Source organism: Collimonas sp., assembly GCF_039923675.1.
Classification (GTDB): Bacteria; Pseudomonadota; Gammaproteobacteria; order Burkholderiales; family Burkholderiaceae_D; genus Collimonas.
This window is the reverse complement of record NZ_JBDTCG010000082.1, coordinates 14,625-38,763: the sequence shown is the minus strand read 5'-3', so window position 1 is coordinate 38,763 and position 24,139 is coordinate 14,625. Positions and strand designations below refer to the sequence as shown.

Sequence of the window (24,139 nt, the reverse complement as noted above, 5' to 3'; positions counted from 1 at the left end):
AGCAAAATTCAAACTGCCATCACGAACATCTACAACGCCGTCCCAGTCAAGACATCAGCGCAACTTGCATTCGTTGGCCAGCTGTTGCCCCAGCTTCGAATTGAGCAGCATCGACTTGGCCGGGATCTGGATCCATACCAGGCCGCTGGCTTTATCTTCCAGCCGCACCGCACCGGTGGTGGTGCTGACCGTCGTCATCGGGTAGCTGCGGCCTTTCCAGTTCAGCTTGACGGCGCCATCCGTACCGCTGGCGAGATCGACCTTGTTACCCAGCTCGCAGAAAAAATTACCGGTCAACAGAGTCGCTGCCGGCGTCGGTTCGAGTTTCAGCAGGTTCGGCAAGGTTGGCTCCGGCTTGGTTTCAACCAATGGCACGCTGGAACCGCAAGCGGCCAGCAAGGCGGTGAGCGTCAAAGCGGAAGCGATACGGTACTTAACAGCGTAGTTAAGGTAGTTACGAGCGATCATGTGGTCCCGGCCCTAAGGCAATAAGTAAGCATTCGGATAGGCCGCATCGCAAAACCGATGCGGCCATCTATCGGCTCGCGAATGTGTCTGCATTAGAAATTTACATAAAGACACTATTTGCATTTGCCAATCGAGGCAAATTTTAAGTCTTCTGGGCCCGCATGGTTCATCGAAGGACGAATAATCTTGTTATCGATGCGTTGTTCGATGATATGCGCCGCCCAGCCGGAAGTGCGGGCAATCACGAACAAGGGGTGTAGACATGACAGTTGGCTCGCCAATCATGTCGTATGACACGGTCGACAAAGCGTCCACGCTGGCGAATATTTTCAGCGAATCGGCGTCCCTGGACAGATTTGGCAGCAACAGGGGATTAACCGCACGACGCTGTGGCACAAGCTGAAATAAAAAGCCGCCCCTGCCTCACCGCTTTCCATTCGGATTTGCGACTTTCCTTAAGCCAGCTCCCCTCGCACTCATTAACATACAGCGGCTACAGGCGATAGCGCCTATGAAAACCTCGAACACGATAAAGATCTCGCCAAGCGTCAGATATCAAGCTTGATATTGATAGCGATCTATATCATAACTGATAAAGAATGGACTTGCTGATGGCCTATCTACCGAACTACGAGAAACCTTTTTCTGCGTTTGTGAAGAAGCAACACAAGCCTTTTCAAGCCGTGATGGAAGATGAAACGCTAAGGGTGTGCGGCAAGCCGGATATCGGCGAAGCCAAAACCAGTGACCTGGCCGGGATTCTTGTGCATAAATTCAAGCACAAGAAACAGGAATATCTGATCGCCTATCACGTGCCTGTCCGGCAAACAGGAAGCAAGATTGAACAGCGCTCTCCTGATTTCCTGTTCATTGATTTTTACCGGCTAGGTGCGCACGAAAACTTCTACGATGATTTGAAAATTTATCTAAAAGCAAATGGATGGTACAAATGACACTGACAGCTGAAACACTCTTTACCAGCCTGCAGCAAATGCCTTCGAATGAACGGGAAAAATTTTTCTCGCTGATCGCCAAAAGAGCCTTCTCCAATGGCGACAACCTCAGCCATGGCGAGCTGTTCGGGCACTTGCAGGATAGCGAATTTACTGCGGATGAAGCGGCGGAATATCTGGGCGTATCGATAGCCACATTCCGCCGCTATTGCAAACAAGGCAAAGTCAGCGCTTCGTCTATCGTCGGCACCTCGCACCTTTATCCTCTCGCTACTCTGCGAGAGCTGAAGCAGGCGCTGCGCATCGTGAAATAACCGCGTCACTACACGCTGGCAACGCCTATCGGATCAATCATCCTTGGCGCCGTCGATCCCCAGTTCCTGGATCTTGCGCGTGATGGTGTTGCGGCCGATGCCGAGACGTACCGCGGCATCATTCTTGCGGCCATGCGTATGCCGCAATGCCATCTTGATCAGCGCCGATTCAAATTGGCGGCCCAGCACGTCCATCACGTCCGCATCGCCATTGCTGAGCATGGCCGCTGCTTCGGCTTCCAATAAGGTAACCCAGCTTTGCCTGTCGGCGCTAATTGCGGCAGGCGCGGCAGCGACGGCAGGCTCTGCATATTGCGCAGCCATGCCGCTACCGGAAGACGCTACGGAAAGATGCGGATCAAAGACTACCGGCCGGTGCGCAGGACTTTCCAGCTGCGTACTTTGCTCGCGGCCGCTGACCAGATCCTGCGGCAAATCCTTGATCTCGACAGTCTGGCCGGGCGCCATCACGGTAATCCAGTTGCACAGGTTTTCCAGCTGACGTACGTTACCCGGCAACTCAAGCCCGCTCATGAAGCGCATGGCGTTATCCGATACGCGCTTGCTTTCCACGCCCAACTGCTTGGCGCTCTGGCTGAGGAAGTAACGGGTCAGGATCGGGATATCTTCACGCCGCTCGCGCAGGCTCGGCAAGCGCAGCCGGATCACGTTCAAGCGGTGATACAAGTCTTCGCGGAACAGGCCTTCGCGCACCCGGGTTTCCAGATTCTGGTGGGTGGCGGCGATGACCCGGACATTGGCTTTCAGGGACTGGTGTCCGCCAACCCGGTAAAAGTGGCCGTCGGATAAAACCCGCAGCAAACGCGTCTGCAAATCGAAAGGCATGTCGCCGATTTCATCGAGGAACAAGGTGCCGCCTTCGGCCTGCTCAAAGCGTCCGCGGCGCGAGGCCTGGGCGCCGGTGAACGCACCGCGCTCGTGGCCGAACAATTCGGACTCCAGCAAATCTTTCGGAATCGCCGCGGTGTTGAGCGCAATGAACGGTTGCGCCGCACGCGGACTATGCTTGTGCAGCGCGCGCGCCACCAGTTCCTTGCCGGTGCCGGACTCGCCGGTAATCAGCACCGTCACATTCGATTGCGACAAGCGGCCGATGGCGCGAAATACGTCTTGCATCGCCGGCGCCTGCCCGAGGATTTCAGGCGTCTCGGCCGAGGCTTGTTCAACGTTCGCTTCACGCAGGCTTTCTTCCAGCGCGCGGCGGATCAGTTCGACCGCCTTGTCGACATCGAATGGCTTGGCCAGATATTCAAAAGCGCCGCCCTGGAACGCCGCAACCGCGGAATCCAGATCGGAAAATGCGGTGATGATAATCACCGGTACGCCGGGAAACTTGGCTTTGATGGTTTGCAGCAACTCCAAGCCAGATGCCCCAGGCATGCGGATATCGGATACCAGTACTTGCGGCGTACTGGTTTGCAGCGCCTCGATGGCATCGCGTGCATTGGAAAAACTTTTGGTGCTCAGATTCTCGCGGGCAAGGGCCTTTTCAAGCACCCATCGTATCGATTCGTCGTCGTCAACAATCCAGATTGGTTTCATATGCTTTCGTCCCGGGTCGTCATTCCCGCGCACGCGGGAATCCATGTTAGTCAGCACCTTGGATTCTCCGCCTTGGCGCCCGCGTGCGCGGGGATGACGATATCTTTGAGAATACGTTAAGGCAGTGGTATAAGAATTCTGAAATCCGTGCATCCCGGCCGACTTTCACATTCGATGACGCCCATGTGCTGTTGCACAAAAGTTTGCGCCAGCGTCAATCCCAAGCCGCTGCCGCCGTCGCGCCCCGATACCAGCGGATAGAAAATGCGCTCCTGAATCTCGGCCGGAATGCCGGGTCCATTGTCGATGATATGCAAGTCTAGTGCCAGCCGGTAACGCACCTTGGCCAGCGTCACCTGGCGCACTACCCGGGTCTGGAAAACCAGCTCGGCGTCGCCGGTCTTGATGCGCTCGCTCAAGGCTTGCGCGGCGTTGTGGGCAATGTTGAGTATCGCCTGTATCAGTTGTTCCTTGTCGCCACGAAACTCCGGTATCGACAGGTCGTAGTCACGCTTGATCGACAAGCCGCTAGGGAACTCGGCGACGATCAGGCTGCGCACCCGTTCGCAGACTTCATGGATATCGACATCGCCAACGATCTGCGCCAGCCGGTGCGGCGCCAGCAAGCGATCCACGAGCGTCTGCAGGCGGTCGGCCTCCTTGATGATGACCTGGGTATATTCGCGCAATTCCTTGACATGGCGCTCCGGCAACTCAAGCTCCAGCAACTGCGCCGCGCCGCGAATCCCGCCCAGGGGATTCTTGATTTCATGCGCCAGGTTGCGCACCAGTTCCTTGTTGACCTGGCTCTGGTCGGCCAGGCGCTCTTCGCGCTCCAGCTTGAGCTGCTGCACGTTCTCGCGCAATTCGATCAGCACCGGCATCTCAGGATTGTCGAGCGCAGTGACGATGGTGTCGACCCACAAAGGCTCGCGCCCCATGCGCTCCAGGATCAGGTCCTGGCGCGAGTCATCGAACTGGTGCTCTAGCGCCTGCTGGAAAATTGCCAGCAGCTGCTCGGGGTTGAGGAACAGATCGGACAATGTCTGCTGTTTCAGCAAGCGGCATGAACTCTCCAGCATGTTTTCCGCAGCAGCGTTGGCAAATACCAGACATGCATGCTGATCCAGCACCAGCACGGCGGACGCCAGCAGATCAAGGCTGGAAAATGCATTGCGTTCGGCAGTTTTTATTGGCATCCGGATATCCTCATGAAAAGACCTGGTTCCGACTGGCGCCGCCCGCAACGGATGAGGCTGCGCGCAGCAAGGCGCGATGCGCCACTGTCATGGGAAGTATCTTGGTGATTGAAATGGTGCATTTTCCGAGCATAACAAGCTTTGTAAGCGATGTCGGTGTGTAAAACGCCGGATTGCCACAAGTTGGTGCATCCGGCACTTCTTTATCCGGGAGTCAGTCGGACTTTGGGGATCGAAACGAAAAAATAACTGAGCGAGGACAGATTTTGCCGGATTCGCAGTGTCAATGGCAAGCTATTGACCAAGAAGCTGGTGAAATATGGACCGCTCAGATATTTTTGTAGCCGATCATCCTAAGTCCGACTGACTCCCAATACCGGATAGGCAAAAATAAAGGCCGCGATGGCGGCCTTATGCATTAAGCAAAGTTGATACCATGCTGCGAAATTACTTCAGATTCGACAATTCCCGGTTGAGCGCATCGATATTTTTCTCGCTGCGCGAGATGTCTTCTTTCATCGACGCTACGCGGTCCTGATACTTGGCGTAGTTTTTTTCGTTGCCTTGCCGTTCCGGTGTGCCGTCGTTGTAGTCTTTCTTGAGATCCGCCAGGCGCTGCTGTTCCTTGCTCAGCTCATCCTGCAGGATCTGGCGACGATCGTTGTCGCGGGTTTTTTGCGTGCCGTTATCGACTTTCGGGAAATCGCTAGGAGTCGAAGAGGCTTGCTTGCTGACTGCGCCACCTTCTCGTACCGGCTTGCTACCGCCCGAAGTCACTGTCAAAGGCGGCAAGCTGACGCGCTTGCAGCCCTTGGTGTCGCCGGTATTCTTGTATTCCTTGACGCCGTTCTGGTCAACGCAAAGAAAAACATCGCTTTCGGCATGGGCCACGCCACCAAGCATGCTGACAGCTGCCAACAGCAGAAATCCCGGGGAAAAACGCAACATGAGACGCTTCATAGATTTTCTTCGCAATTCAATGGAGTCGCTAGTTTATGTCAAGAAACTTCCAATGACAAACCATCCTGCACAATATAATTTATGACAGCCGCGCAGAGAAAACAAGCGTATTAAAAAAACAAAAGGACAGGAAAAATTCCTGTCCTTTTTATCATCTTGACGGTCAATCTTGCGATATGCAAGATTGACCGTCAAAACCTGCACAATAACTTACACCGAATAGTACATATCGAATTCGATCGGATGAGTAGTCATGCGGTAGCGTTGAACTTCTTGCATCTTCAGGTCCAGGTAAGCATCGATCATGCTATCGCTGAATACGCCGCCGCGAGTCAGGAATTCGCGATCCTTGTCCAGCGCTTCCAGTGCTTCTTCCAGCGAAGCGCAAACGGTAGGAATCAGTTTGTCTTCTTCTGGCGGCAGATGGTACAGATCCTTCGATGCAGCTTCGCCCGGATGGATTTTGTTTTGCACGCCGTCCAGACCTGCCATCAGCAATGCCGAGAAACACAGGTACGGGTTAGCCAGTGGATCCGGGAAACGGGTTTCGATACGGCGGCCCTTTGGATTTGCAACGTGCGGAATACGGATCGAAGCCGAACGGTTACGTGCCGAGTAAGCCAGCTTGACCGGTGCTTCGTAACCTGGAACCAGACGCTTGTACGAGTTGGTGCCTGGATTGGTGATGGCGTTCAGCGCCTTGGCGTGCTTGATGATGCCGCCGATGTAGAACAGCGCGAATTCCGACAGGCCTGCATAACCGTCGCCGGCGAACAGATTTTGGCCGTCTTTCCAGACCGATTGGTGCACGTGCATGCCGGAACCGTTGTCGCCAACGATAGGCTTAGGCATGAAAGTCGCTGTCTTGCCGTAGGTGTGGGCAACGTTCCAGACTACGTACTTCAGGTTCTGGGTCCAGTCGGCGCGCTCGACCAAGGTCGAGAACTTGGTGCCGATTTCATTCTGGCCGGCTCCGGCCACTTCGTGGTGATGCACTTCAACCGGGATGCCCAGCGATTCCAGGATCAGGCACATTTCCGAACGCATGTCTTGGAAGCTGTCGACTGGCGGTACTGGGAAATAGCCGCCCTTGACGGTAGGACGATGGCCGGTGTTGCCGCCTTCGAGCTTGGCGCCGGTGCTCCATGATGCTTCTTCCGAACCGATCTTGACGAAACAGCCGGACATGTCGGCGCCCCAACGGACGTCGTCGAAAATGAAGAATTCTGGTTCTGGACCGAAATAGGCGGTGTCGCCCAGGCCGGATGATTTCAGGTAGGCTTCAGCGCGCTTGGCAATCGAACGCGGATCGCGGTCGTAACCCTTGCCGTCGGATGGCTCGATCACATCACATTGCATGAACAATGTGGTTTCTTCCATGAACGGATCGATGTTCGCAGTGTTCGGATCCGGCATCAGCAACATGTCGGAAGCTTCAATACCCTTCCAGCCAGCAATAGAAGAGCCGTCGAATGCGTGACCCGATTCGAATTTATCGATATCGAAATGAGAGACAGGGACAGTTACGTGCTGTTCCTTGCCTTTGGTGTCAGCGAAGCGAAAATCAACGAATTTGACTTCGTTGTCTTTTGCCATTTTCAAGACTTCTGCGGCCGTCATTGCCATGTGAATCTCCTAAGGAATATGAAAATATTGCTAGTGAATTGTGCGCACCAATCCAGGATCTGTTGCGCGCAAATTCCGCATCGCAGTAACATCGTGGAAAGGTAATGAGAAAATATGACCGGACAGCAACTATCAGTACGACCAGAACTCAGGCAGGATGATAGCAGAATCCATGCCACCATCCTTTCGTGAAACTGTTCATAGTCGGTATTGTAATTAGCTTGTTTAAAAGGAGGAATTCACGCTTTTTCGCATGATCCGCCCTATTATTACAATGATTGCAAGTCACCATATCGGTGCGGTCGCTATCGATGGCACCGTTTTCGTGCAAACGGCTGAATAAAATACTATTTTGCGCTATTTTGGTGCGCTTAAAAATAGAAATTAAGACGCTACATTGATAATTTAGCAATTTCACGAGGAGAAATAGCATGGCAACCAGCAGCGAACTCATCACCACAGCCAAACAACGTGGTCAAAACGATCAGCTTCCGTATGCCGGGGCGGTCACCCCAGACGAGGCCTTCGCCCTGCTGGAAGCGGACGCCGCCGCCATTCTCGTCGATGTCCGCACCAATGCCGAGCGCGACTGGGTTGGTCGGGTGTCGATTCCGGGAGCACAGCATGCAGCGGTGCAGTGGTCGCAGTATCCGGGCGGCGTACAAAATCCTGACTTTCTGGCGCAACTGGCGCAGGTCGCCGAAAAAGGCACGCCATTGGTATTCCTCTGTCGTTCCGGCGTCCGTTCGCAGCATGCGGCCAAGCTGGCCACCGAGCATGGCTACATCAACTGCTTCAATATCCTGGAAGGTTTCGAGGGCGACAAGGACAACAACGGCCATCGCAAGAATATTAACGGCTGGTGCAAGGCTGGCTTGCCTTGGCTGGGTGCCTGATGTCGTAGTTCTGTTCCGACGGCTTTGGAATTTTCAAGGTCTTTGATAAGCCAGGATACGGTTCTCGTATTTCTGGTCTTCAAACTCGTGCCAGGTAATGCCGATGTCTACAAAGCCATAGGCTTTGTAGAAACCGAGCGCCTGCGCGTTGCCGGCCCATGCCGTGAGCCAAAGTCGTTGGCCGGCTTGCGCCATGGCGTGATCCAGCAGCGCGCGGCCAATGCCGCGGCCATGGAAATGTTCTTGCACGTATAGCGTGTCGACCTCGACGCCGCCGTAGTTCTGTTCTTCACAAGACGAATCGAGATCCAGCAGAATATAGCCAAGCAGGTTTACCCCATCCACTTTCACGAACAAGCGGTAATCGGGATCAACGATGAGATCGTGGAAATACGTCGGCGTAAACGTGGACAGCACCTCGCGGGCAAGGTCATCGCTAACGCCTTCCGTAGCATAAGTATGTAACCAGACCTGTATCGACAACGCAGTCAGGTTCATGCAATCGGCTGCTACCGCGTCACGGATCAAATTCCACTCCTCGTGTAATGAATGTCAGCCGGCAAGCGAGGCAATCGCCACCCGTGCGGCGGCCAGGTCCCAGGCCGCCTGGCCAACCGTTTTATAGACGGGCAGCACGGCTTGCTGCACAAAACCATGCGCCAGCACATCCGGCAATTCGCGCACCTTGCTCCAGTCGATCTGCGCTTGCATCAAATCCCCTGCTTCATGTTTGGCGCCCGCCAGACAATCGACCACCACGGTGCGACTATGCAAAAGCTCGGCCGGGAATTCCACCATGTCGGGTTTGAATGCGCCGACGCCGATCGCCAGCGTATCCGCCGCGATATTAGCCGGAATCACCGCAGTGCGCGAGGTGGTAAGGGCAATTACCAAGTCGGTATGCGGCAGTTCACTCGTCAATTTGTCTGCGGCCAGTGGCTTGATCTTAATGTGCGGATGGCGCAACAGCAATGCATCGCAAAAGGCTTCCGTCTTTGGCAGATCGCGAGCGGATATCCAGAATTCGCCAACGCCGAAATAGTCGACCAGACCATCTGCGTGGACGATAGCCTGGACCCCGGTACCGATCAGCAGGGCAGATTTCGGCTTGAACGGCAACAAGGCTTCAATCCCAAGCAGGCTTACCGCAGCGGTGCGGCGCGCGGTAACGGTCGGCCCATGCAACAGCGCCAGGCGACGGCCGCTCGCGGCGTCGAACACCACCACTTCGCCCTGGATCGCCGGCAAATGATGTTGGGCATTGTTGGCGTGCACGGTGATCAGCTTGGTCATGCCGATATCCGCGGCGACCGCCGGCATGCACAGCAGCACGCTGGCCTTGTCGATCTCCACCACCATGCGTTCAGGCGCGTTGATCTTGCCTTCGCGCAGTTGCTGCGCAACCTTTACCAGCGCCGGCACCAGCGCAGAATACGGCAGCGCGGCGGCGGTCTGTTTAGCGTCGAGAATGTGCATTTATTTGCGAATTATCTTTAAATGAAATCAGCGCAAGAAGAAACCTTGCGGGAACGGGTCGCTGTCTTCCAGCACCCATTGATTAAAGCCCATGATATGCGCGCTGCCGGTCACTTCAGTGATGGCGGCGTCGAACTCCCCGACCTTGGCGGTCTCGGTGACACGCACCCGGAAACAGCTGCCGACAATGCTTTCATTTACCAGGGTCTGGTTCAACGCCAGCTTCTGGCGCAAGAATAACTGCGCGGCGCGGCCCGAGGTGCCGGTGCCGGTAGGCGAACGGTCCACTTCACGGTCGGCAAAGATACAAACGTTGGCCTGGTCCGCGCTCGGATCGTTCGGCGCGCCGTCGATGATGGTGCCGTACAAACTGTCCAGCCCGGGTTCCAACGGATGCTGGATCTTTACCTGATCCTTGACTGCCTGCTTGGTTTCCGCGCCCAGTTGGATCAGCTGGCGCACTTGCTCCGGCTTGATCCGGACACCAGCCTGGTCGCCATTCATGTAGTAATAAAACGCGCCGCCGAACACGATATCGCCAATGACTTTGCCGAAGCTAGGCGTCTCGACTTCGACATCGCGCCGGTAGATGAATGCCGGCACGTTGCGGAACGTCACCGCACCGGCGCGCTGGCCATCCCATTCAACCTGGGCTTCGATAAAGCCGGCCGGGGTGTCAAACCCGATGCGCGTCAGCGGCACGGTGCGCTCGACGTGGTTCAACTCGACCAGCACCTTGCCCAGCGCGATGATGCCGTGGCCGCACATGTCGCTGTAACCTTCGTTATGGATGAAGATCACGCCGAAATCCGCGGCTGGCGTGACCGGCGGCAGCAGATAGGCGCCATACATGTCGGCGTGGCCGCGCGGCTCGTTCATCAGGAACTGGCGCAGGTCGTCGCGCTGCGCCTTGAGCCAGCTGCGACGCGCGAGAATGGTCTTGCCCGGCACCGGCGGCAAGCCGGAAATCACGATGCGCAGCGGTTCACCGCCGGTGTGTGCATCGACCGTGTGGATGGTGCGTGTGTAACTTAGCATGGGAATTTTTTTGAAAAACGGGAAAGAACTGCATGAACAACATCATCGTAGAACGATGGCAGCAAAAAAAACAGGCCGGGTACGCGTAGCGCAGCCCGGCCTCGGTCATGCTTAGTAGCTGGTCAGCGGTACCGGCAAACCACCCTTGAAGTTGTACACCGTCACTGGCGACTGTTTCAGGTCGTGGTTGGCGTCGAACTCATACTCGCCGGCGACACCCTTGTATTTGATCTTCTCGAGTGCCGACACATATTGCTTGGGATCGACCGAATTGGCTTCTTTCATCGCCTGGGCGATCACCATCATGCCGTCATAGAACGACGCTGCGTAGGTTTCCGCAGGACGGCTGTAACGTTTCTGGTAATCAGCGGCGAAGGTTTTACCCGAAGCCAGCTTGTCCAGCAAGGCGCCGCCCTGGGTGCAATACACCTGGTCGGTAATCGCATCGCCGCCCAGACGGCCCATTTCCGGCGCGCAGATACCATCGCCGCCCATGAACTTGGCGCTGACGCCCAGCTGCTTCATCTGGCGCATCATAGGACCACCCTGTGGCGAGTAGCCGCCGTAGAAAATCGCATCCGGTTTCTTGGACTTGATGGAGGTCAGGATAGCGGTGAAATCGGTTGCCTTGTCGTTGGTGAAGTCATTGCCGAGCACCTTGATGCCGTTGGCTTTGGCGACTTTGGAAAACTCTTCCGCCAGGCCTTGGCCGTAGGCGGTACGGTCATCGATGATCGATACGGTCTTGACCTTCAGTTCCTTGGCTGCATACAGCGCCATCTTGCCGCCCAGCTGGCTGTCGCTGGCCGCTACCCGGAATACCGAGTGGAAACCTTGCAGCGTCACCTTTGGATTGGAAGCCACGGTGCCCATGACAATGCCGGCATCGTTATACACGCGCGACGCTGGAATCGTGACCCCCGAGTTGTAAGGACCGACCACTGCCTTGACGCCCGAATCGACCAGCTTTTGCGCAACGCTGACGCCGGCGCGCGGATCGGCCTGGTCATCTTCCATCATCGCTTCAAACTTGATTTTCTTGCCGCCGATAACCAATCCCTGGCTATTCAGCTTGTCGATCGCCATGGCCAGACCGCCTTGGTTGTCGCGGCCTGCCGATGCCTGAGGGCCGGTCAGCGGGCTGCTAAAGCCGATCTTTACTACTTGTGTCTCCTGCGCCATTGCTAGCGCTGGGAATGCTGCCAACATAACCATCATCAATTTGGTCCGTGCGTACATGGCATTTCCTTTCGTCTGTCTTTAATATAATGTTTTTTTTAATAACGGCTTCCGTCGTTAGTGTAGTGTTTCGCACTTGGTGGCACAAATAAAAGTGACGGATTTTTGTTTCAGACTAGGCGCGCACCGGAGCGATAGTGGGCTATCGCGAGGATGCGCAACGACGTATGGGACAAAAAGACGCGCTTTTATGTGCCGCCAAGTGCGAAATACTGCACTCAGCGCGGAAGTCCGGGGGACGCTCTTGCAGATCGAATCCTAGCAGGGACGCCGCCACATTAAATTCTTTTATGCGATGGCTTCTCCGTAGATTCGATGGAAAAAAGACGTGATTTAACCCGGATTTTAGTTGCCATCCGTCGGATTGGGAAACAAATCGCCTCGGCGCAGAGGCAGGCGAGGCGAATGCTATTCAGTGGCAGTCAGGCACGTTCTGGTCGAGATAGACTTCGAACGCTACGTCATTGATCCATTTTTTCCGGTTGCCGGCCCAGTAGCCGCTACGGCTCCAGTCCCGGTTCAATTGCCGCAGATAGGCGGCCAGCCCGCCATCCTTTGGCCGCAGCACGAAAGTCAGCCGGGCCGGACCGGCATCGAGCGGCAAGCTGGCCGAGAATTTTTTCCACTCGGGCAAAGCGAGCATGCCATTCAACACGGCATCGTCATGCACGGCGGCGTCGCAGCCGCCGGTCCTGAGCGCCAGCAAAGCATCGGCCGGCGCCTTGTATATCTTTTCTACGGCGGCATAATTCGACGCCATGGCGCCGACATAAACGCTGCCTTGCGCCAGGCAGATGCTGCGGCCCCTGAGCTGCGCCAGCCGCTTGATGTCGGTGTCGTTGCGCATGATCAGCTTGGGGCTTGCCTGATAGGCGGTGGGCAACAGGCGGGCGTTTGAACCGAAAGCCTCCGCATCAGCGGTCTTCAGATCCAGCAGGAGCAGGTCTACTTTCCCTTGCGCCAGTATTTGCAGACGATTCTGCCCTGTCACTTTCACCGTGACCAGACGCACGCCCAACTGTTTGGCCAGATCCCCGGCGACAGTATGATCGAAACTCTCCCGCGTCCGGTACTTGGCTCCTGCAACGTACTGCGGGAGGACATAGCCGACGCCGACCAGCAGTTTTCCGCGCTGCCTGATCTGCTGCACGGTCGCCGCCGAGGTGCTGACCTGCAAGGCGCAGGCCAACAGCAAGAACGTGGCTGCATGGCGGAAGAAAGGCGATGGCAGGCGCATAGGGAGTTACCCGGACTCGTTACTTGGATGTATTCTCAAACGTATTGATAGCGCAATACTCGGTGCTTCAGGTTTTCCAGGATGAACTGGTCAATCAGCCCCGCCAGGATCGCGATTGCCAGGATGTTGGTCATCACGCCCGTCATATCGGCCGTTTCACCGGCGTAAGCCAGGGTCCGCCCCAGCCCCTTGCCGAAACCGATCAGCATCTCTGCAGAAATCAGCGCGCGCCAGGCATTGCCGAACGCCAGCTGGGCGCCGGTGATCAGCTCCGGCATCACCGCCGGCAGATACACGCGCTTCAGCATGTCCCAGCGCGTGGCGCCCATCACTCGCGCTGCGGAGACATGCACTTGCTGCACGCTTTCAGTGGCGTTCATGACGCTCAGTGCGGCCGGGAAAAACGCCGCCAGCGCCACCACTACGATGATCGGCAGATTGCCGAAGCCCATCAGTATCAAGAACAGCGGCACCCAGGCAATCGAAGGTATCGACTGCAAGATGATGATCGCGGATTTGAGCACTTCACGGAAGAAAAACAACACCGCGCCGATCAGGCCGAAACCGACGCCGAACAGCATCGCCGCTGCATAGCCACCGGCGAGGCGGGTCAGGCTGCCCCACAGCGCGGTGCGGAATTCCGGCGTCAACGCTTCCTGCCACAAACGCGCCAGCACCGGCAGCACGCCCGGCATCAGGAAGTCCGGCAATGACCAGGCGGCGATCTGCCACAGCAGGAAGATGAACAGGATGGCCAGCAGCATGGCGAGTTTCTTGCGGTAACCGACCAGCCGGCGTTGAGTACTCATAGATGAACCAGAACAATACGTCGTTGTTGAAAAATGATGGGCTGCAAATGTGCTGCAATACGGATCAGAGCTTGCGGTCTTTTTGCCAGTCGAGATCGATGATGGCATTCACATTGAACGGCTTGCCGTCGCGCGTTTTCAAAGAGCCCTGCTCTTGCAGGATATTCGCCAGCTCCTGCATGCGCGCCAGTTCCTTGGCGGTCAGCACGGCGCTGAAAGTCTGGCTCTTGATGGCGTCGCTGATCACCGTTTCGCGCGGCAGGTCGCCGTGCTTCAGGGTTTTCAGGGTAGCATCGGCAATGAAATAACTGGCGATCAGTTTCGATGCCGCCGCTGGATTTTTTTGCAGCAGATCGATGGCTTCGCGCTGCGCGTCCAGCGATTTCCAGACTGCATCGCGCCGTTTCGCCAGCGTCTCGCCGGAGGTGATGACAACCATGCACGGGAAAGGCCAGACTTCGCCGACTTCATAAATTTGCTTGACCGGCGCTACCAGCTTCGCAATGCTGGCTTGCGGTTCAAACAAGAAAGCTGCATCGACGCGCTTGCCGACCAGCGATTGCACCGCCACTTGCGGGCTGACGCCAAGGATATTCACATCGTCGGCTTTCAGGCCGGCATTCTTCAAGGTCACGCCTTTGAGCACCGTGTCGGCGGTGCTGCCCTCGGCTTGCGAGGCCAGTGTATGGCCCTTGAGTCCGGCGACATCCTTGATCCCGCTATCCTCGCGCACCACGATGGCGTGATAGCCATGCTGGGCGCCCGCCACCACTTTCAGGTCGGCGCCTTTGGAGGCCCACGCCGCCGCATTGGTAAAGCCCAAGACGCCGCTATCCAGCTGGCCGCCGACGATAGCCTTGATCAGGTCGGTGCCGGATTTGAATTCGATCAGTTCGACATCCAGGCCGTGCTTCTTGTAAAAGCCGCCCTCAAAGGCGGCAATCGCCTGCGCATCGTCCATCACGCGCAGGTAACCGATCTTGAATTTTTCAGCAGCCGAAACCTGGCCTGCCAGCGAGAGCAGCAGCACGGGAAGCAGCAATAGCGGTTTTAGTTTGATGTTGACGAGGTTGACGAGGTTAAATTTCATGCTGCAATATCCTCAAGTTTTTTAGCGAATGCGTCCTGCTCTGCGTGTATCCCGAGCAGGCAAAGAATTTCCCGCCGGGTGGCGGCAAATTCGGAAAGATCGTGGGTTTTCTCATGGCGGTTGAGCTGGAATTCGCGCAATACCTTGGCCGGGCGCGGACTGAACACCAGGATACGGTCGGCCAGGAACAAGGCTTCGTCGACGTCGTGCGTCACCAACAGCACGGTCGGGCGCTCTTCCCGGATCAGCTCCCGCAAAGAGTCCTGCAAAGTCATGCGCGTCAAGGCATCCAGCGCGCCGAACGGCTCATCCAGCAACAGCACTTTCGGCTTGGTGATGAACGCCCGCGCCAGCGCTGCCCGTTGCCGCATGCCGCCGGAAACCTGATGCGGATAATAGGCTTCAAAACCCTGCAGACTGACCTTGGCGAGCCAGTCGCGCGCCTGCCGGCGAGCGCTGGTCTTGTTGACTTTTTGCAGCTCCAGCGCCAAGGCTACATTTGCTTCCAGCGTCAGCCACGGATACAGCGCATTTTCTTGAAACATCAGCATGCGCTCGGGATGCGGGCCTTTGATATCCTTGCCGTCGGCCAGCACCGCACCGCTGCTTGGCGCGCCAAGACCCGCCGCCAAGTGCAACAGCGTCGATTTGCCGCAGCCGGACGGGCCGACCAGCGCGACCAGTTCGCCTTCTTCGATTTCACGGCTGAAATCGGCGATCACCGGCAAGCCGGAAAATTGCTTGTTGACATGCTTGAAAGATAACTTCATGGGGAAATGGCGGCTTTCGCGAGTATTGCAGCGCCGCTTCTTAGTCGGCAGGCGCATATAAAGTGGATTTTTTATTTACTTTTCACTTTATCGGTCAATTTTCTGCCTTACAACAACTTATAACTTCTATGCTTATACGAAAAACAGATATAGAAGCTATCCCATAGAAGCGAATCTCACCCCTTGCCCACCGCGGCCGCTGCCATGCTCGACAACGCGCTTTGCACGTCCGGATAGATCAGGCGGACACCCAGCTCGTGCTTGATGCGCTGGTTTTGCAAACGGCGCGATTCCGACATGAACGACAGCAGCATGGGCGACACCTCTTTTTCCAGTTCGGCCCGTGGCAACCGGGGCGGTGGCGGCAAATCGAAAGCCTTGGCCACCAGGTCGAAATATTCCGCCATCTTCAACTGGGAATCATCGCTGGCATGGTAAAGCCGCAAGGGCGCGGCCTTGAATATGGCAGCGGCGATAATCCGCGCCAGATCGTCGGCATGGATGTGGTTGGTATACACGTCGTCCTCGGCATTCAGGGCAGGCGTCGCCTTGCGCAAACGCTCCAGCGGCAAGCGGTTTGCCGCATAAATGCCTGGTACTCGCAAAATCGCCAGGCGTCCGGAGCGGCGTCGCGCCCAGGCCCGCAATACCTGTTCCGCATCGACCCGGCGCCTGGCGCGGCCATTGTGCGGCCGCAAGGCTTGGGTTTCTGTAATCTGCGCGCCGCCGCAGTCGCCATAGACGCCGGTGGTGCTGATGTAAACAAGAGTGGCGCGCTCAGGTAGAATGGCGGCCAGATTGCGGGTGCGCTGGTCTTTTTCTCCCTCTGAATGCGGCGGTGCCAAATGCACAACGATCTGCGCCAACCGAGCCAGGCGCGCCAGTGTCGCAGGCTGATCAAGGTCAGCCACCAGCGGAATCGCCCCGGCGGCGCGTAATGCGGCGCAACGGGCGGACTGGCTGGTTACCGCGAATATACGAAACCGGTGTTGCAATAGTTCCAACAAACGCAGCCCCACGTCGCCGCAACCCAGGATCAGAAGGCGCGGCTTGCCAAGCTTGTCGCCATATTGTTGTTTTAGTGTTTTCATTACAGGATTGTATGAGTTTTCAGATAACCGTTCAGCCTAGCGGCCGACAATTTATTTGCGACGAAGACGAGACCATTCTCAGCGCCGCGATACGCGCCGGCGTCGGCCTGCCTTACGGTTGCAAAAACGGCGCTTGCAGTTCTTGCAAGGGCAAGCTGCTGGAGGGCGAGATCACACATGGCCCGCATCAGGAAAAGGCCCTGCCGGCCAAGGAAGAACAACTGGGCTTCGCCCTGTTCTGCTGCGCCACGCCGCATTCCGACGTGACCATCGAGGCACGCGAAGTGGCTGGCATCGGTGAATTCCCGGTACGTAAAATGCCGACCCGCATCGCCAAGATCGACAAAGTGGCGGATGACGTGGTGATACTGTCGCTGCAGCTGCCGGCCAACGAACGCCTGCAGTATCTGGCCGGCCAGTACATCGAGTTCATTTTACGCGACGGTAAACGCCGCAGCTACAGCATGGCCAACGCGCCTTACAAGGATGAACACCTGACGCTGCACATCCGCCATATGCCGGGCGGTGTGTTCACCGACCAGGTATTCACCACAATGAAAGAGCGCGACATCCTGCGCCTGGAAGGTCCGCTCGGCACCTTCTTCCTGCGCGAAGATTCTGACAAGCCGATGGTGCTGCTGGCTTCCGGCACCGGTTTTGCGCCGATCAAGGCGCTGGTGGAACAATGCGCCCATACCGGCTCGCAACGCCCGATCACCCTGTATTGGGGCGGCCGCCGCCCGCAAGACTTGTACATGATGGCGCTGTGCGAGGAATGGGCGGCGACCCTGCCCGACTTCAAGTTCGTACCGGTGATCTCGAATGCGCAGCCGGAAGACCAATGGCATGGCCGCAGCGGTTTCGTGCACCAGGCTGTGATCGACGATTTGCCTGATTTGTCGGCCTACCAGGTGTATGCCTGCGGCGCGCCAATCGTGGTGGAATCGGCGCAGCGCGACTTTGTCGCCTTGTGCAAATTGCCGGCGGAAGAGTTTTATGCGGATTCGTTTACGTCGGAAGCGGATCTGGCGCACTGATCGTGCGCTGAGGACTGTCGACAACAGCGACGCAAATATTTTTTGACGCACCACACAAAACGTCCTAATATTTGCGTCATGAACATGATCAAGACCTTGTTGCGACGCCATAACTCATTACCTTTGCCAGGTAAGCCGTGCGCGTGACCGTTGTCTGATCACGAAGCCACAGGCGATGCCTGTGGTTTTTTTTTGCCCTTTTTTTGCCCTTTTATAGGAGCCTGCAATGGAATTCAACCAGTACCCCGTCAACGACCTGATGTATATCACCAACCGCCCGCCCTTGGTATTTACCGAGGGTGACGGCATGTGGATGACGGACCATACCGGCAAGCGCTATCTGGATTATTTGCAGGGCTGGGCGGTCAATGCGCTGGGCCACTCGCCACAATGCATCCAGGATGCCTTGGTGGCGCAATCGAAGAAGATCCTGAATCCTTCGCCGGCCTTCTATAACGCACCGTCGATAGAGCTGGCCAACCTGCTGACCGCCAACTCCTGCTTTGACCGCGTGTTTTTCACCAATAGCGGCGCGGAAGCCAACGAAGGCGCGATCAAGCTGGCGCGCAAATGGGGCAAGAAGAACCCGAACCAGGCCGGCCAGAACCGCTTTGAAATCATCACGTTCAACCACAGTTTCCACGGCCGTACCCTGGCGACCATGTCGGCCAGCGGCAAGCCGGGCTGGGATACCATTTTCGCACCGCAAGTGTCCGGTTTCCCGAAAGCGGAACTGAATGACCTGGCCAGCGTCGAACAGCAGATCAACGACAAGACCGTGGCAGTAATGCTGGAGCCGGTACAAGGCGAAAGCGGCGTGATTCCGGCGACCCGCGAATTCATGCAAGGCTTGCGCGAGCTGACCAAGAAGCGCGGCATCCTGCTGATCGTCGACGAAGTGCAATCCGGCATGGGCCGTACCGGCGAATTGTTTGCCTATCAGTTGTCCGGGATTGAACCGGATATCATGACGCTGGGTAAGGGCATCGGCGGCGGCGTGCCGCTGGCAGCCTTGCTGGCGCGTGAAGAGATCGCCTGCTTTGAAGCCGGCGACCAAGGCGGCACTTACAACGGCAATCCGCTGATGACCGCGGTCGGCGTGGCGGTGATCAATACCTTGCTGGCGCCAGGCTTCCTGCAATCGGTCAAAGACAAGGGCGCTTACCTGCGCGGAGAATTGTTGAAACTGACAGAGAAACACGGACTCGAAGGCGAACGCGGCGAAGGCTTGTTGCGGGCACTGAAACTAGGCAGCGACATCGGCCCGCAAATCGTCGATATCGCGCGCGACCTGAATCCGGTCGGCCTGCTGTTAAACTCGCCGCGGCCGAACTTGCTACGTTTCATGCCCGCGCTGAATGTGACGACGGCAGAAATCGACCAGATGATTGCCATGCTGTCGGATGTGATCAGCCAGATCAAGAAGTAATACTCTCCAAGGATGGGTTGTAGATGACGATAAAAAATCTCCTTATTTGTTGCCTGGCATTGCTACTGGCGGCTTGCGGCGGCACCGGCTCGGTCCGCCCCGGCTCGGAAGACAACACGCCGATCAGCGATAAGGGCAACGATATCGTCATCTACTCGCTGGGCCTGATCGACACCAACTACCGCTTCGGCGGCAAGAATCCGGAAGCCGGACTCGATTGCAGCGGCATGGTCAGCTATGTGTACCGGCAGGCGGCAGGCCTCAAGGTGACCGGCAGCGCCGCCGATATTGCGCGCCAGGGCCGGTCCATTACCAGAGCGGAACTGCGGCCGGGCGACCTGGTGTTCTTCAATACCATGCACCGCGCGTTTTCCCATGTCGGCATCTATATCGGCGATGGCCGCTTTATCAATGCGCCATCGACCAACGGCAAGGTGCGCATAGACCGTCTCGACAACAGTTATTACGCCGCCCGCTTTGAAGCCGTGCGCAGATACTTTGATTGATTTCGAGCAGTTGATTTGAAATGAAAAACGCCGTTCCGGCTTGTACTGGAACGGCGTTTTTTGTAGGGTGGGCACAACGTGCCCACACCGAGATCGCGACATCCGGATCCGCGTGAGCATTGCATCCCCCATCCTATGCACTACAGCACAAAATGGATTCCCGCGTGCGCGGGAATGACGCTGAATATATCGTTATTTCTTCTTTGGAATGAACAGGTCGGTAATCGTACCCAAGCCCATTTCAGCCGCAAACATCGGCGTTTCCGACAAGGTCGGATGGGCATGGATAGTCAGCGCCAGGTCTTCCAGGTCGGCGCCCATTTCCATCGCTAGCACGGTTTCCGCCAGCAGCTCGCCGGCATTCACGCCGACGATGCCCGCACCGATAATGCGCTTGGTGCTTGGGTCCCACAGCAGCTTGGTCATGCCGTCGTCGCGGCCCATCGCCAATGCACGGCCGCTTGCCGCCCACGGGAAATTGGCTTTTTCGAATGGAATGCCCTTGGCCTTGGCTTCGGTTTCGGTCAAGCCCATCCATGCGATTTCCGGATCGGTGTAGGCCACCGACGGAATCGTCATGGCGTCGAACTCCACCTTGTGGCCGGCGATGACTTCCGCCGCCACCTTCGCTTCGTTGGTGGCCTTGTGCGCCAGCATCGGGTCGCCGCAGATATCGCCGATGGCGAAGATGTGCGCGACGTTGGTGCGTTGCTGCTTGTTGGCCGGGATGAAGCCGCGCTCGTTGACGATGACGCCGGCTTTCTCGGCGGCGATTTCCTTGCCGTTAGGCCGACGGCCGACGGCCACCAGCACCATGTCGTACAGTTGTGGCTCCGGTGCTGCCGGTGAGCTGCTATCGGCCCCTTCAAAGGTCGCGCGCAAGCCTTCTTTCAAGGCTTCCAGCTTGGTGACCTTGGTTTTCAGGTAAATCGCTTCGTAGCGTTTTTCGATACGTTTTTGCAGCGGCTTGACGACATCGCGGTCAGCCGCCGGGATCAAGCCGTCGGCGAATTCGACCACGGTCACCTTGGAGCCCAGCGCGTCATACACGCAAGCCATTTCGAGGCCGATGATGCCGCCGCCGATGACCAGCAGTTTCTTTGGAATCTGGCGCAGTTCGAGCGCGCCGGTGGAATCGATCAGACGTGGATCGTCATAAGGAAAGCCGGGAATCTTGGCGACCGAAGAACCCGCCGCGATAATCGCATTCTTGAAGCCGACCACCTTCGGACCATCCGCGGTTTCCACAGTGATCGTGTTAGCCGAGCTGAATGCGCCCTTGCCTGTCACGACTTGCACCTTGCGCGCCTTGGACAGGCCGGACAAGCCGCCGGTCAGTTTCTTGATGACGCTTTCTTTCCAGCCGCGCAGCGCATCGATATCGATTTCCGGTGCCGACATCTTGACGCCGAAATGCGCCATTTCTTCCGCTTCGGTAATGACCTTGGCGGCGTGCAGCAACGCTTTGGATGGAATACAGCCAACGTTCAGGCAAACCCCGCCGAGGCTGGGATAACGCTCGATCATGACCACGCTCTGACCCAGATCGGCGGCGCGGAAGGCCGCGGTATAGCCGCCAGGGCCTGCGCCCAGCACTACGGTGTCGCATTCGATATCGACCTTGCCGGCGAAGCTGGAAGCAGCAGGAGCGGCAACTGTCGGCGCGGCAGGCGCAGCGGCGGTGGCCGTCGCGGCAGCAGGCGCTGCGCCGCCGGTGGTTTCAAGCAGCACGACCACGGAACCTTCGCTGACCTTGTCGCCAACCTTGACTTTGACTTCTTTGATGATGCCGGCCTGGCTCGATGGAATTTCCATGCTGGCCTTGTCGGATTCGACGGTGATCAGCGACTGCTCGACCTTGACCGTATCGCCCACCTTGACCATCACCTCGATGACATCGACTTCCTTGACGTCGCCGATATCCGGCACCTTGATTTCGATAGTGCTGGCAACGCCGGCGATAACAGGTGCGGCAGGCGCTGCCGGAGCCGCTGCCGGTGTTGCCGCGGCAGGCGCAGAGGCAGCCGCAGGAGCCGGCGCTGCGGCAGCGCTTGCTGCTTCCAGCACCAGGACCAGCGAGCCTTCGCTGACTTTATCCCCGACCTTGACTTTGATTTCCTTGATTACGCCGGCCTGGTTCGATGGAATCTCCATGCTGGCCTTGTCCGATTCGACCGTGATCAGCGACTGGTCGACCTTGACGGTATCGCCTACCTTGACCATCAGTTCAATGACTTCCACTTCTTTGACGTCGCCGATATCCGGGACCTTGACTTCAACCATGCTCATAGCGTTTGCTCCATGCTTGCTCTTCCTGCTGGAAGAAGAAATTATTGATGATGTGACGTTGCTTAAAGCTCCGCCTGGGATTTCATTTCAAAACTGTGAATGCGCAACGGTGTGGCAGAGCTTTTGTCGAATTCGACCCCGGCGTGAATGCCGATCTCGGCAATCCGCTGGGCGCTGACATCCTGGTCGTAGACCGCATACATCGCACCCAGGGCAAAATTGCGGCCGCTGCCTATGCCCCAGAAACGATCGAAGCTGAACACTTCGCGATACGAATACACGCCGAAAATACCGTAAGGATTGGCGATCAGCGCGGTGATCTGCGATGACTCGTAAGGGTCGTCCTCATCCTCTTTGGTGTTGAGGAAATACTGATCCTTGAGGATGCCGTGCACCTTGGAAAAAGTCTCGAACACGTCGTCGCGGTTATTCAGCTTGCAGTCTTCGCCCATGCCGGTCAGCAGCTTGCGCATCACCGGAAAATGGGCGGCGGTGCCGGCCAGCGTAATGTACGACTCGCCAACCTGGAAGATCTTGTTGTTGACCTCGTAGGCATGCGACAAACGGGTATCGCCGAAAGTCACCAGCGAATCCGATGCAATCGCGATCTGCCCATTTTTTTTGACGACAACGCAGGTAGTCATAGTTGCTCTCCATCGGTATGCCAAATGACCGCAAGCGGCGGAAAAGATCGGCTAGCGACGCTTTCCCGCCGGTCAACCGGCATTACAACAATGTCTTGCGCATGTCGGCCAGCACGTCGGCCAGATAGACGCTGAAACGCGCACCCATGGCGCCGTCGACCACGCGGTGGTCGTAGGACAGCGAGGTCGGCATCATCAGGCGCGGCACGAACTGCTTGCCATCCCAAACCGGTTTCATCGATGCTTTCGACAAGCCCAGGATCGCCACTTCAGGCGCGTTGATGATTGGCGTGAAGGCGGTGCCGCCGATGCCGCCCAGGGACGAGATCGTGAAGGTCGCGCCTTGCATGTCGGCCGGTTTCAGTTTGCCGTCGCGGGCTTGGGCAGACAATTCGCCCATTTCCTGGGCGATCTGGCTGATGCCCTTTTTGTCGGCATCCTTGATCACCGGCACCACCAAGCCATTCGGTGTGTCGGCGGCGAAGCCGATGTTGTAGTACTGCTTGAGGATCAGGTTTTCACCCTTGCCGTCGAGCGAGGCATTGAATGCCGGGAATTTCTTCAGCGCCGCGACGCTGGCCTTGATCACGAACGCCAGCATGGTCAGCTTGACCGGCGACTTGGCCTTGGCGAAGGCGTCGTTGGCTTGCTTGCGGAATTCCTCCAGTTCGGTAATATCGGCTTCGTCGAATTGCGTGACGTGCGGGATCATGACCCAGTTGCGGTGCAGGTTCGGACCACTGAGCTTTTTGATACGCGACAATGGCAGCAGCTCGGTCGGACCTTGCTTGCTGAAATCCAGCGATGGCCATGCCAGCAGATCGAGGCCGACGCCGCTGCCGCCCTTGCTGGCTGTTGCGGCACCGCTGCCGCCTGCCGTACCGGCAATCACGCCCTTGACGTAGTTCTGTACATCTTCGTGGGTGATGCGAGCCTTGATGCCGGTGCCGGCAACGCGGCTCAGGTCGACGCCCAGTTCGCGCGCAAATTTTCGTACCGATGGCGATGCGTGCGGAATGCTGCCGGTTGCGGCTGGCGCTGCTGCTGCGGGAGCCGGCGCTGGCGCTGGGGCTGCTACAGGGGTCGGCTTGCTTTCCGCCACTGGCGCCGGGGCCGCAGCGGCTGCTGCCGGAGCCGGAGCCGGAGCCGGAGCCGCGGCTGCAGGCGCACTGGCTGGCGCCGCTGCTGCATCGGCTTCCAGCACCAGCACCAGCGTGCCTTCCTTGACCTTGTCGCCCAGCTTGATTTTCAATTCCTTGATCACGCCCGCGTGGCTGGACGGGATTTCCATGCTGGCCTTGTCTGATTCGACGGTGATCAGCGACTGATCGACTTTAACCGTGTCACCGACTTTCACCATCACTTCAATGACTTCAACTTCACTGACGTCGCCGATATCCGGGACTTTGACTTCCACCATACTCATCGCTTAGCTCCATTCATTCTGCCCGCTGTGAAGCGCTGGCTTGAGTTTCTTTTTTAGAAACATCAAGCCAGCGCTTCAC

23 protein-coding genes and 1 pseudogene are annotated in these 24,139 nt (G+C 57.2%); 6 read left to right on the top strand and 18 right to left on the bottom strand.

The features are described from left to right. Positions 1–54 precede the first annotated feature (54 nt). Positions 55–468, bottom strand: coding sequence for a hypothetical protein (locus ABI171_RS17960; protein WP_348093902.1), 414 nt, complete (start codon positions 466–468; stop codon positions 55–57). Between the two features lie 113 nt (positions 469–581). Continuing rightward, positions 582–798: pseudogene (locus ABI171_RS17955) on the bottom strand (citrate/2-methylcitrate synthase); the annotation flags it as partial. 269 nt (positions 799–1,067) lie between these two features. On the opposite strand from ABI171_RS17955, the gene ABI171_RS17950 reads away from it, so the two are divergent. Both ABI171_RS17950 and ABI171_RS17945 read left to right on the top strand, forming a co-directional pair. After that, complete coding sequence (locus ABI171_RS17950) at positions 1,068–1,421, top strand: type II toxin-antitoxin system RelE/ParE family toxin (RefSeq protein ID WP_348093901.1); 354 nt, start codon at positions 1,068–1,070, stop codon at positions 1,419–1,421. Then, positions 1,418–1,735 carry a helix-turn-helix domain-containing protein gene (locus ABI171_RS17945; RefSeq protein WP_348093900.1) on the top strand — a complete coding sequence of 106 codons (318 nt, stop codon included), beginning with the start codon at positions 1,418–1,420 and terminating at the stop codon, positions 1,733–1,735. Before ABI171_RS17950 ends, ABI171_RS17945 begins: the two co-directional genes overlap by 4 nt. Before the next feature lie 33 nt (positions 1,736–1,768). On the opposite strand, the gene ntrC is transcribed toward ABI171_RS17945, so the two are convergent. The 4 genes from ntrC to glnA form a co-directional block, all read right to left on the bottom strand. Then, on the bottom strand, positions 1,769–3,298 hold the full coding sequence (gene ntrC, locus ABI171_RS17940) for a nitrogen regulation protein NR(I) (RefSeq protein ID WP_348093899.1): 1,530 nt from the start codon (positions 3,296–3,298) through the stop codon (positions 1,769–1,771). 116 nt (positions 3,299–3,414) lie between these two features. Continuing rightward, complete coding sequence (gene glnL, locus ABI171_RS17935; RefSeq protein WP_348093898.1) at positions 3,415–4,497, bottom strand: nitrogen regulation protein NR(II); 1,083 nt, start codon at positions 4,495–4,497, stop codon at positions 3,415–3,417. A 447-nt stretch (positions 4,498–4,944) separates the two neighbouring features. After that, positions 4,945–5,457 carry a DUF4124 domain-containing protein gene (locus tag ABI171_RS17930; RefSeq protein ID WP_348093897.1) on the bottom strand — a complete coding sequence of 171 codons (513 nt, stop codon included), beginning with the start codon at positions 5,455–5,457 and terminating at the stop codon, positions 4,945–4,947. A gap of 210 nt (positions 5,458–5,667) precedes the next feature. Beyond that, positions 5,668–7,083: a type I glutamate--ammonia ligase gene (gene glnA, locus ABI171_RS17925; protein ID WP_348093896.1), complete on the bottom strand. Its 1,416-nt coding sequence runs from the start codon at positions 7,081–7,083 to the stop codon at positions 5,668–5,670. Positions 7,084–7,514: 431 nt separating this feature from the next. On the opposite strand from glnA, the gene ABI171_RS17920 reads away from it, so the two are divergent. Further along, positions 7,515–7,979 (top strand): rhodanese-like domain-containing protein, encoded by a 465-nt coding sequence (locus tag ABI171_RS17920; RefSeq protein WP_348093895.1) that lies wholly within the window; start codon positions 7,515–7,517, stop codon positions 7,977–7,979. Positions 7,980–8,012: 33 nt separating this feature from the next. Here ABI171_RS17920 and ABI171_RS17915 read toward each other — a convergent pair whose 3' ends face one another. The 9 genes from ABI171_RS17915 to ABI171_RS17875 all read right to left on the bottom strand — a co-directional run bounded on the left by ABI171_RS17915 (position 8,013) and on the right by ABI171_RS17875 (position 16,729). Further along, a complete protein-coding gene (locus ABI171_RS17915) occupies positions 8,013–8,477 on the bottom strand; it encodes an N-acetyltransferase (RefSeq protein WP_348093894.1) in 465 nt (154 codons plus the stop codon). 54 nt (positions 8,478–8,531) lie between these two features. Continuing rightward, complete coding sequence (locus ABI171_RS17910) at positions 8,532–9,455, bottom strand: delta(1)-pyrroline-2-carboxylate reductase family protein (RefSeq protein ID WP_348093893.1); 924 nt, start codon at positions 9,453–9,455, stop codon at positions 8,532–8,534. A gap of 27 nt (positions 9,456–9,482) precedes the next feature. Then, positions 9,483–10,493 carry a trans-3-hydroxy-L-proline dehydratase gene (lhpH, locus tag ABI171_RS17905; protein ID WP_348093892.1) on the bottom strand — a complete coding sequence of 337 codons (1,011 nt, stop codon included), beginning with the start codon at positions 10,491–10,493 and terminating at the stop codon, positions 9,483–9,485. A gap of 111 nt (positions 10,494–10,604) precedes the next feature. Beyond that, on the bottom strand, positions 10,605–11,732 hold the full coding sequence (locus ABI171_RS17900; RefSeq protein ID WP_348093891.1) for a branched-chain amino acid ABC transporter substrate-binding protein: 1,128 nt from the start codon (positions 11,730–11,732) through the stop codon (positions 10,605–10,607). A gap of 412 nt (positions 11,733–12,144) precedes the next feature. Further along, positions 12,145–12,969: a transporter substrate-binding domain-containing protein gene (locus ABI171_RS17895; RefSeq protein ID WP_348093890.1), complete on the bottom strand. Its 825-nt coding sequence runs from the start codon at positions 12,967–12,969 to the stop codon at positions 12,145–12,147. A 35-nt stretch (positions 12,970–13,004) separates the two neighbouring features. Then, complete coding sequence (locus ABI171_RS17890; RefSeq protein ID WP_348093889.1) at positions 13,005–13,778, bottom strand: ABC transporter permease subunit; 774 nt, start codon at positions 13,776–13,778, stop codon at positions 13,005–13,007. A gap of 64 nt (positions 13,779–13,842) precedes the next feature. Further along, entirely contained in the window at positions 13,843–14,868 is a 1,026-nt protein-coding gene (locus tag ABI171_RS17885) for an ABC transporter substrate-binding protein (protein WP_348093888.1), read from the bottom strand. Then, complete coding sequence (locus tag ABI171_RS17880; RefSeq protein ID WP_348093887.1) at positions 14,865–15,638, bottom strand: ABC transporter ATP-binding protein; 774 nt, start codon at positions 15,636–15,638, stop codon at positions 14,865–14,867. The genes ABI171_RS17885 and ABI171_RS17880 overlap by 4 nt, the downstream gene beginning before the upstream one ends. 176 nt (positions 15,639–15,814) lie before the next feature. Then, positions 15,815–16,729, bottom strand: coding sequence for a sugar nucleotide-binding protein (locus tag ABI171_RS17875; RefSeq protein WP_348093886.1), 915 nt, complete (start codon positions 16,727–16,729; stop codon positions 15,815–15,817). 11 nt (positions 16,730–16,740) lie between these two features. Here ABI171_RS17875 and ABI171_RS17870 point away from each other — a divergent pair, with 11 nt between their 5' ends. The 3 genes from ABI171_RS17870 (at position 16,741) to ABI171_RS17860 (ending at position 19,701) form a co-directional block, all read left to right on the top strand. Beyond that, a complete protein-coding gene (locus ABI171_RS17870; protein ID WP_348093885.1) occupies positions 16,741–17,766 on the top strand; it encodes a CDP-6-deoxy-delta-3,4-glucoseen reductase in 1,026 nt (341 codons plus the stop codon). Positions 17,767–17,992: 226 nt separating this feature from the next. Beyond that, complete coding sequence (locus ABI171_RS17865) at positions 17,993–19,195, top strand: acetylornithine transaminase (RefSeq protein WP_348093884.1); 1,203 nt, start codon at positions 17,993–17,995, stop codon at positions 19,193–19,195. 23 nt (positions 19,196–19,218) lie between these two features. Beyond that, positions 19,219–19,701, top strand: coding sequence for a C40 family peptidase (locus ABI171_RS17860; RefSeq protein ID WP_348093883.1), 483 nt, complete (start codon positions 19,219–19,221; stop codon positions 19,699–19,701). Positions 19,702–19,893: 192 nt separating this feature from the next. Here the strand turns inward: ABI171_RS17860 and lpdA are convergent, their stop codons facing one another. The 3 genes from lpdA to aceF form a co-directional block, all read right to left on the bottom strand. Next, positions 19,894–21,990: a dihydrolipoyl dehydrogenase gene (gene lpdA, locus ABI171_RS17855; RefSeq protein WP_348093882.1), complete on the bottom strand. Its 2,097-nt coding sequence runs from the start codon at positions 21,988–21,990 to the stop codon at positions 19,894–19,896. 62 nt (positions 21,991–22,052) lie between these two features. After that, positions 22,053–22,634, bottom strand: a complete 582-nt coding sequence (locus ABI171_RS17850; RefSeq protein WP_348093881.1) for an MFS transporter — start codon at positions 22,632–22,634, stop codon at positions 22,053–22,055. Between the two features lie 82 nt (positions 22,635–22,716). Next, positions 22,717–24,060, bottom strand: a complete 1,344-nt coding sequence (gene aceF / locus ABI171_RS17845; RefSeq protein WP_348093880.1) for a dihydrolipoyllysine-residue acetyltransferase — start codon at positions 24,058–24,060, stop codon at positions 22,717–22,719. Between the last annotated feature and the right edge of the window lie 79 nt (positions 24,061–24,139).

Coding starts and splice junctions, on each gene's coding strand:
- ABI171_RS17960 (WP_348093902.1), bottom strand. CDS start 468: ATGATCGCTCGTAACTACCTTAACTACGCTGTTAAGTACCGTATCGCT.
- ABI171_RS17950 (WP_348093901.1), top strand. CDS start 1,068: ATGGACTTGCTGATGGCCTATCTACCGAACTACGAGAAACCTTTTTCT.
- ABI171_RS17945 (WP_348093900.1), top strand. CDS start 1,418: ATGACACTGACAGCTGAAACACTCTTTACCAGCCTGCAGCAAATGCCT.
- ntrC (WP_348093899.1), bottom strand. CDS start 3,298: ATGAAACCAATCTGGATTGTTGACGACGACGAATCGATACGATGGGTG.
- glnL (WP_348093898.1), bottom strand. CDS start 4,497: ATGCCAATAAAAACTGCCGAACGCAATGCATTTTCCAGCCTTGATCTG.
- ABI171_RS17930 (WP_348093897.1), bottom strand. CDS start 5,457: ATGAAGCGTCTCATGTTGCGTTTTTCCCCGGGATTTCTGCTGTTGGCA.
- glnA (WP_348093896.1), bottom strand. CDS start 7,083: ATGGCAATGACGGCCGCAGAAGTCTTGAAAATGGCAAAAGACAACGAA.
- ABI171_RS17920 (WP_348093895.1), top strand. CDS start 7,515: ATGGCAACCAGCAGCGAACTCATCACCACAGCCAAACAACGTGGTCAA.
- ABI171_RS17915 (WP_348093894.1), bottom strand. CDS start 8,477: ATGAACCTGACTGCGTTGTCGATACAGGTCTGGTTACATACTTATGCT.
- ABI171_RS17910 (WP_348093893.1), bottom strand. CDS start 9,455: ATGCACATTCTCGACGCTAAACAGACCGCCGCCGCGCTGCCGTATTCT.
- lhpH (WP_348093892.1), bottom strand. CDS start 10,493: ATGCTAAGTTACACACGCACCATCCACACGGTCGATGCACACACCGGC.
- ABI171_RS17900 (WP_348093891.1), bottom strand. CDS start 11,732: ATGTACGCACGGACCAAATTGATGATGGTTATGTTGGCAGCATTCCCA.
- ABI171_RS17895 (WP_348093890.1), bottom strand. CDS start 12,969: ATGCGCCTGCCATCGCCTTTCTTCCGCCATGCAGCCACGTTCTTGCTG.
- ABI171_RS17890 (WP_348093889.1), bottom strand. CDS start 13,778: ATGAGTACTCAACGCCGGCTGGTCGGTTACCGCAAGAAACTCGCCATG.
- ABI171_RS17885 (WP_348093888.1), bottom strand. CDS start 14,868: ATGAAATTTAACCTCGTCAACCTCGTCAACATCAAACTAAAACCGCTA.
- ABI171_RS17880 (WP_348093887.1), bottom strand. CDS start 15,638: ATGAAGTTATCTTTCAAGCATGTCAACAAGCAATTTTCCGGCTTGCCG.
- ABI171_RS17875 (WP_348093886.1), bottom strand. CDS start 16,729: ATGAAAACACTAAAACAACAATATGGCGACAAGCTTGGCAAGCCGCGC.
- ABI171_RS17870 (WP_348093885.1), top strand. CDS start 16,741: ATGAGTTTTCAGATAACCGTTCAGCCTAGCGGCCGACAATTTATTTGC.
- ABI171_RS17865 (WP_348093884.1), top strand. CDS start 17,993: ATGGAATTCAACCAGTACCCCGTCAACGACCTGATGTATATCACCAAC.
- ABI171_RS17860 (WP_348093883.1), top strand. CDS start 19,219: ATGACGATAAAAAATCTCCTTATTTGTTGCCTGGCATTGCTACTGGCG.
- lpdA (WP_348093882.1), bottom strand. CDS start 21,990: ATGAGCATGGTTGAAGTCAAGGTCCCGGATATCGGCGACGTCAAAGAA.
- ABI171_RS17850 (WP_348093881.1), bottom strand. CDS start 22,634: ATGACTACCTGCGTTGTCGTCAAAAAAAATGGGCAGATCGCGATTGCA.
- aceF (WP_348093880.1), bottom strand. CDS start 24,060: ATGAGTATGGTGGAAGTCAAAGTCCCGGATATCGGCGACGTCAGTGAA.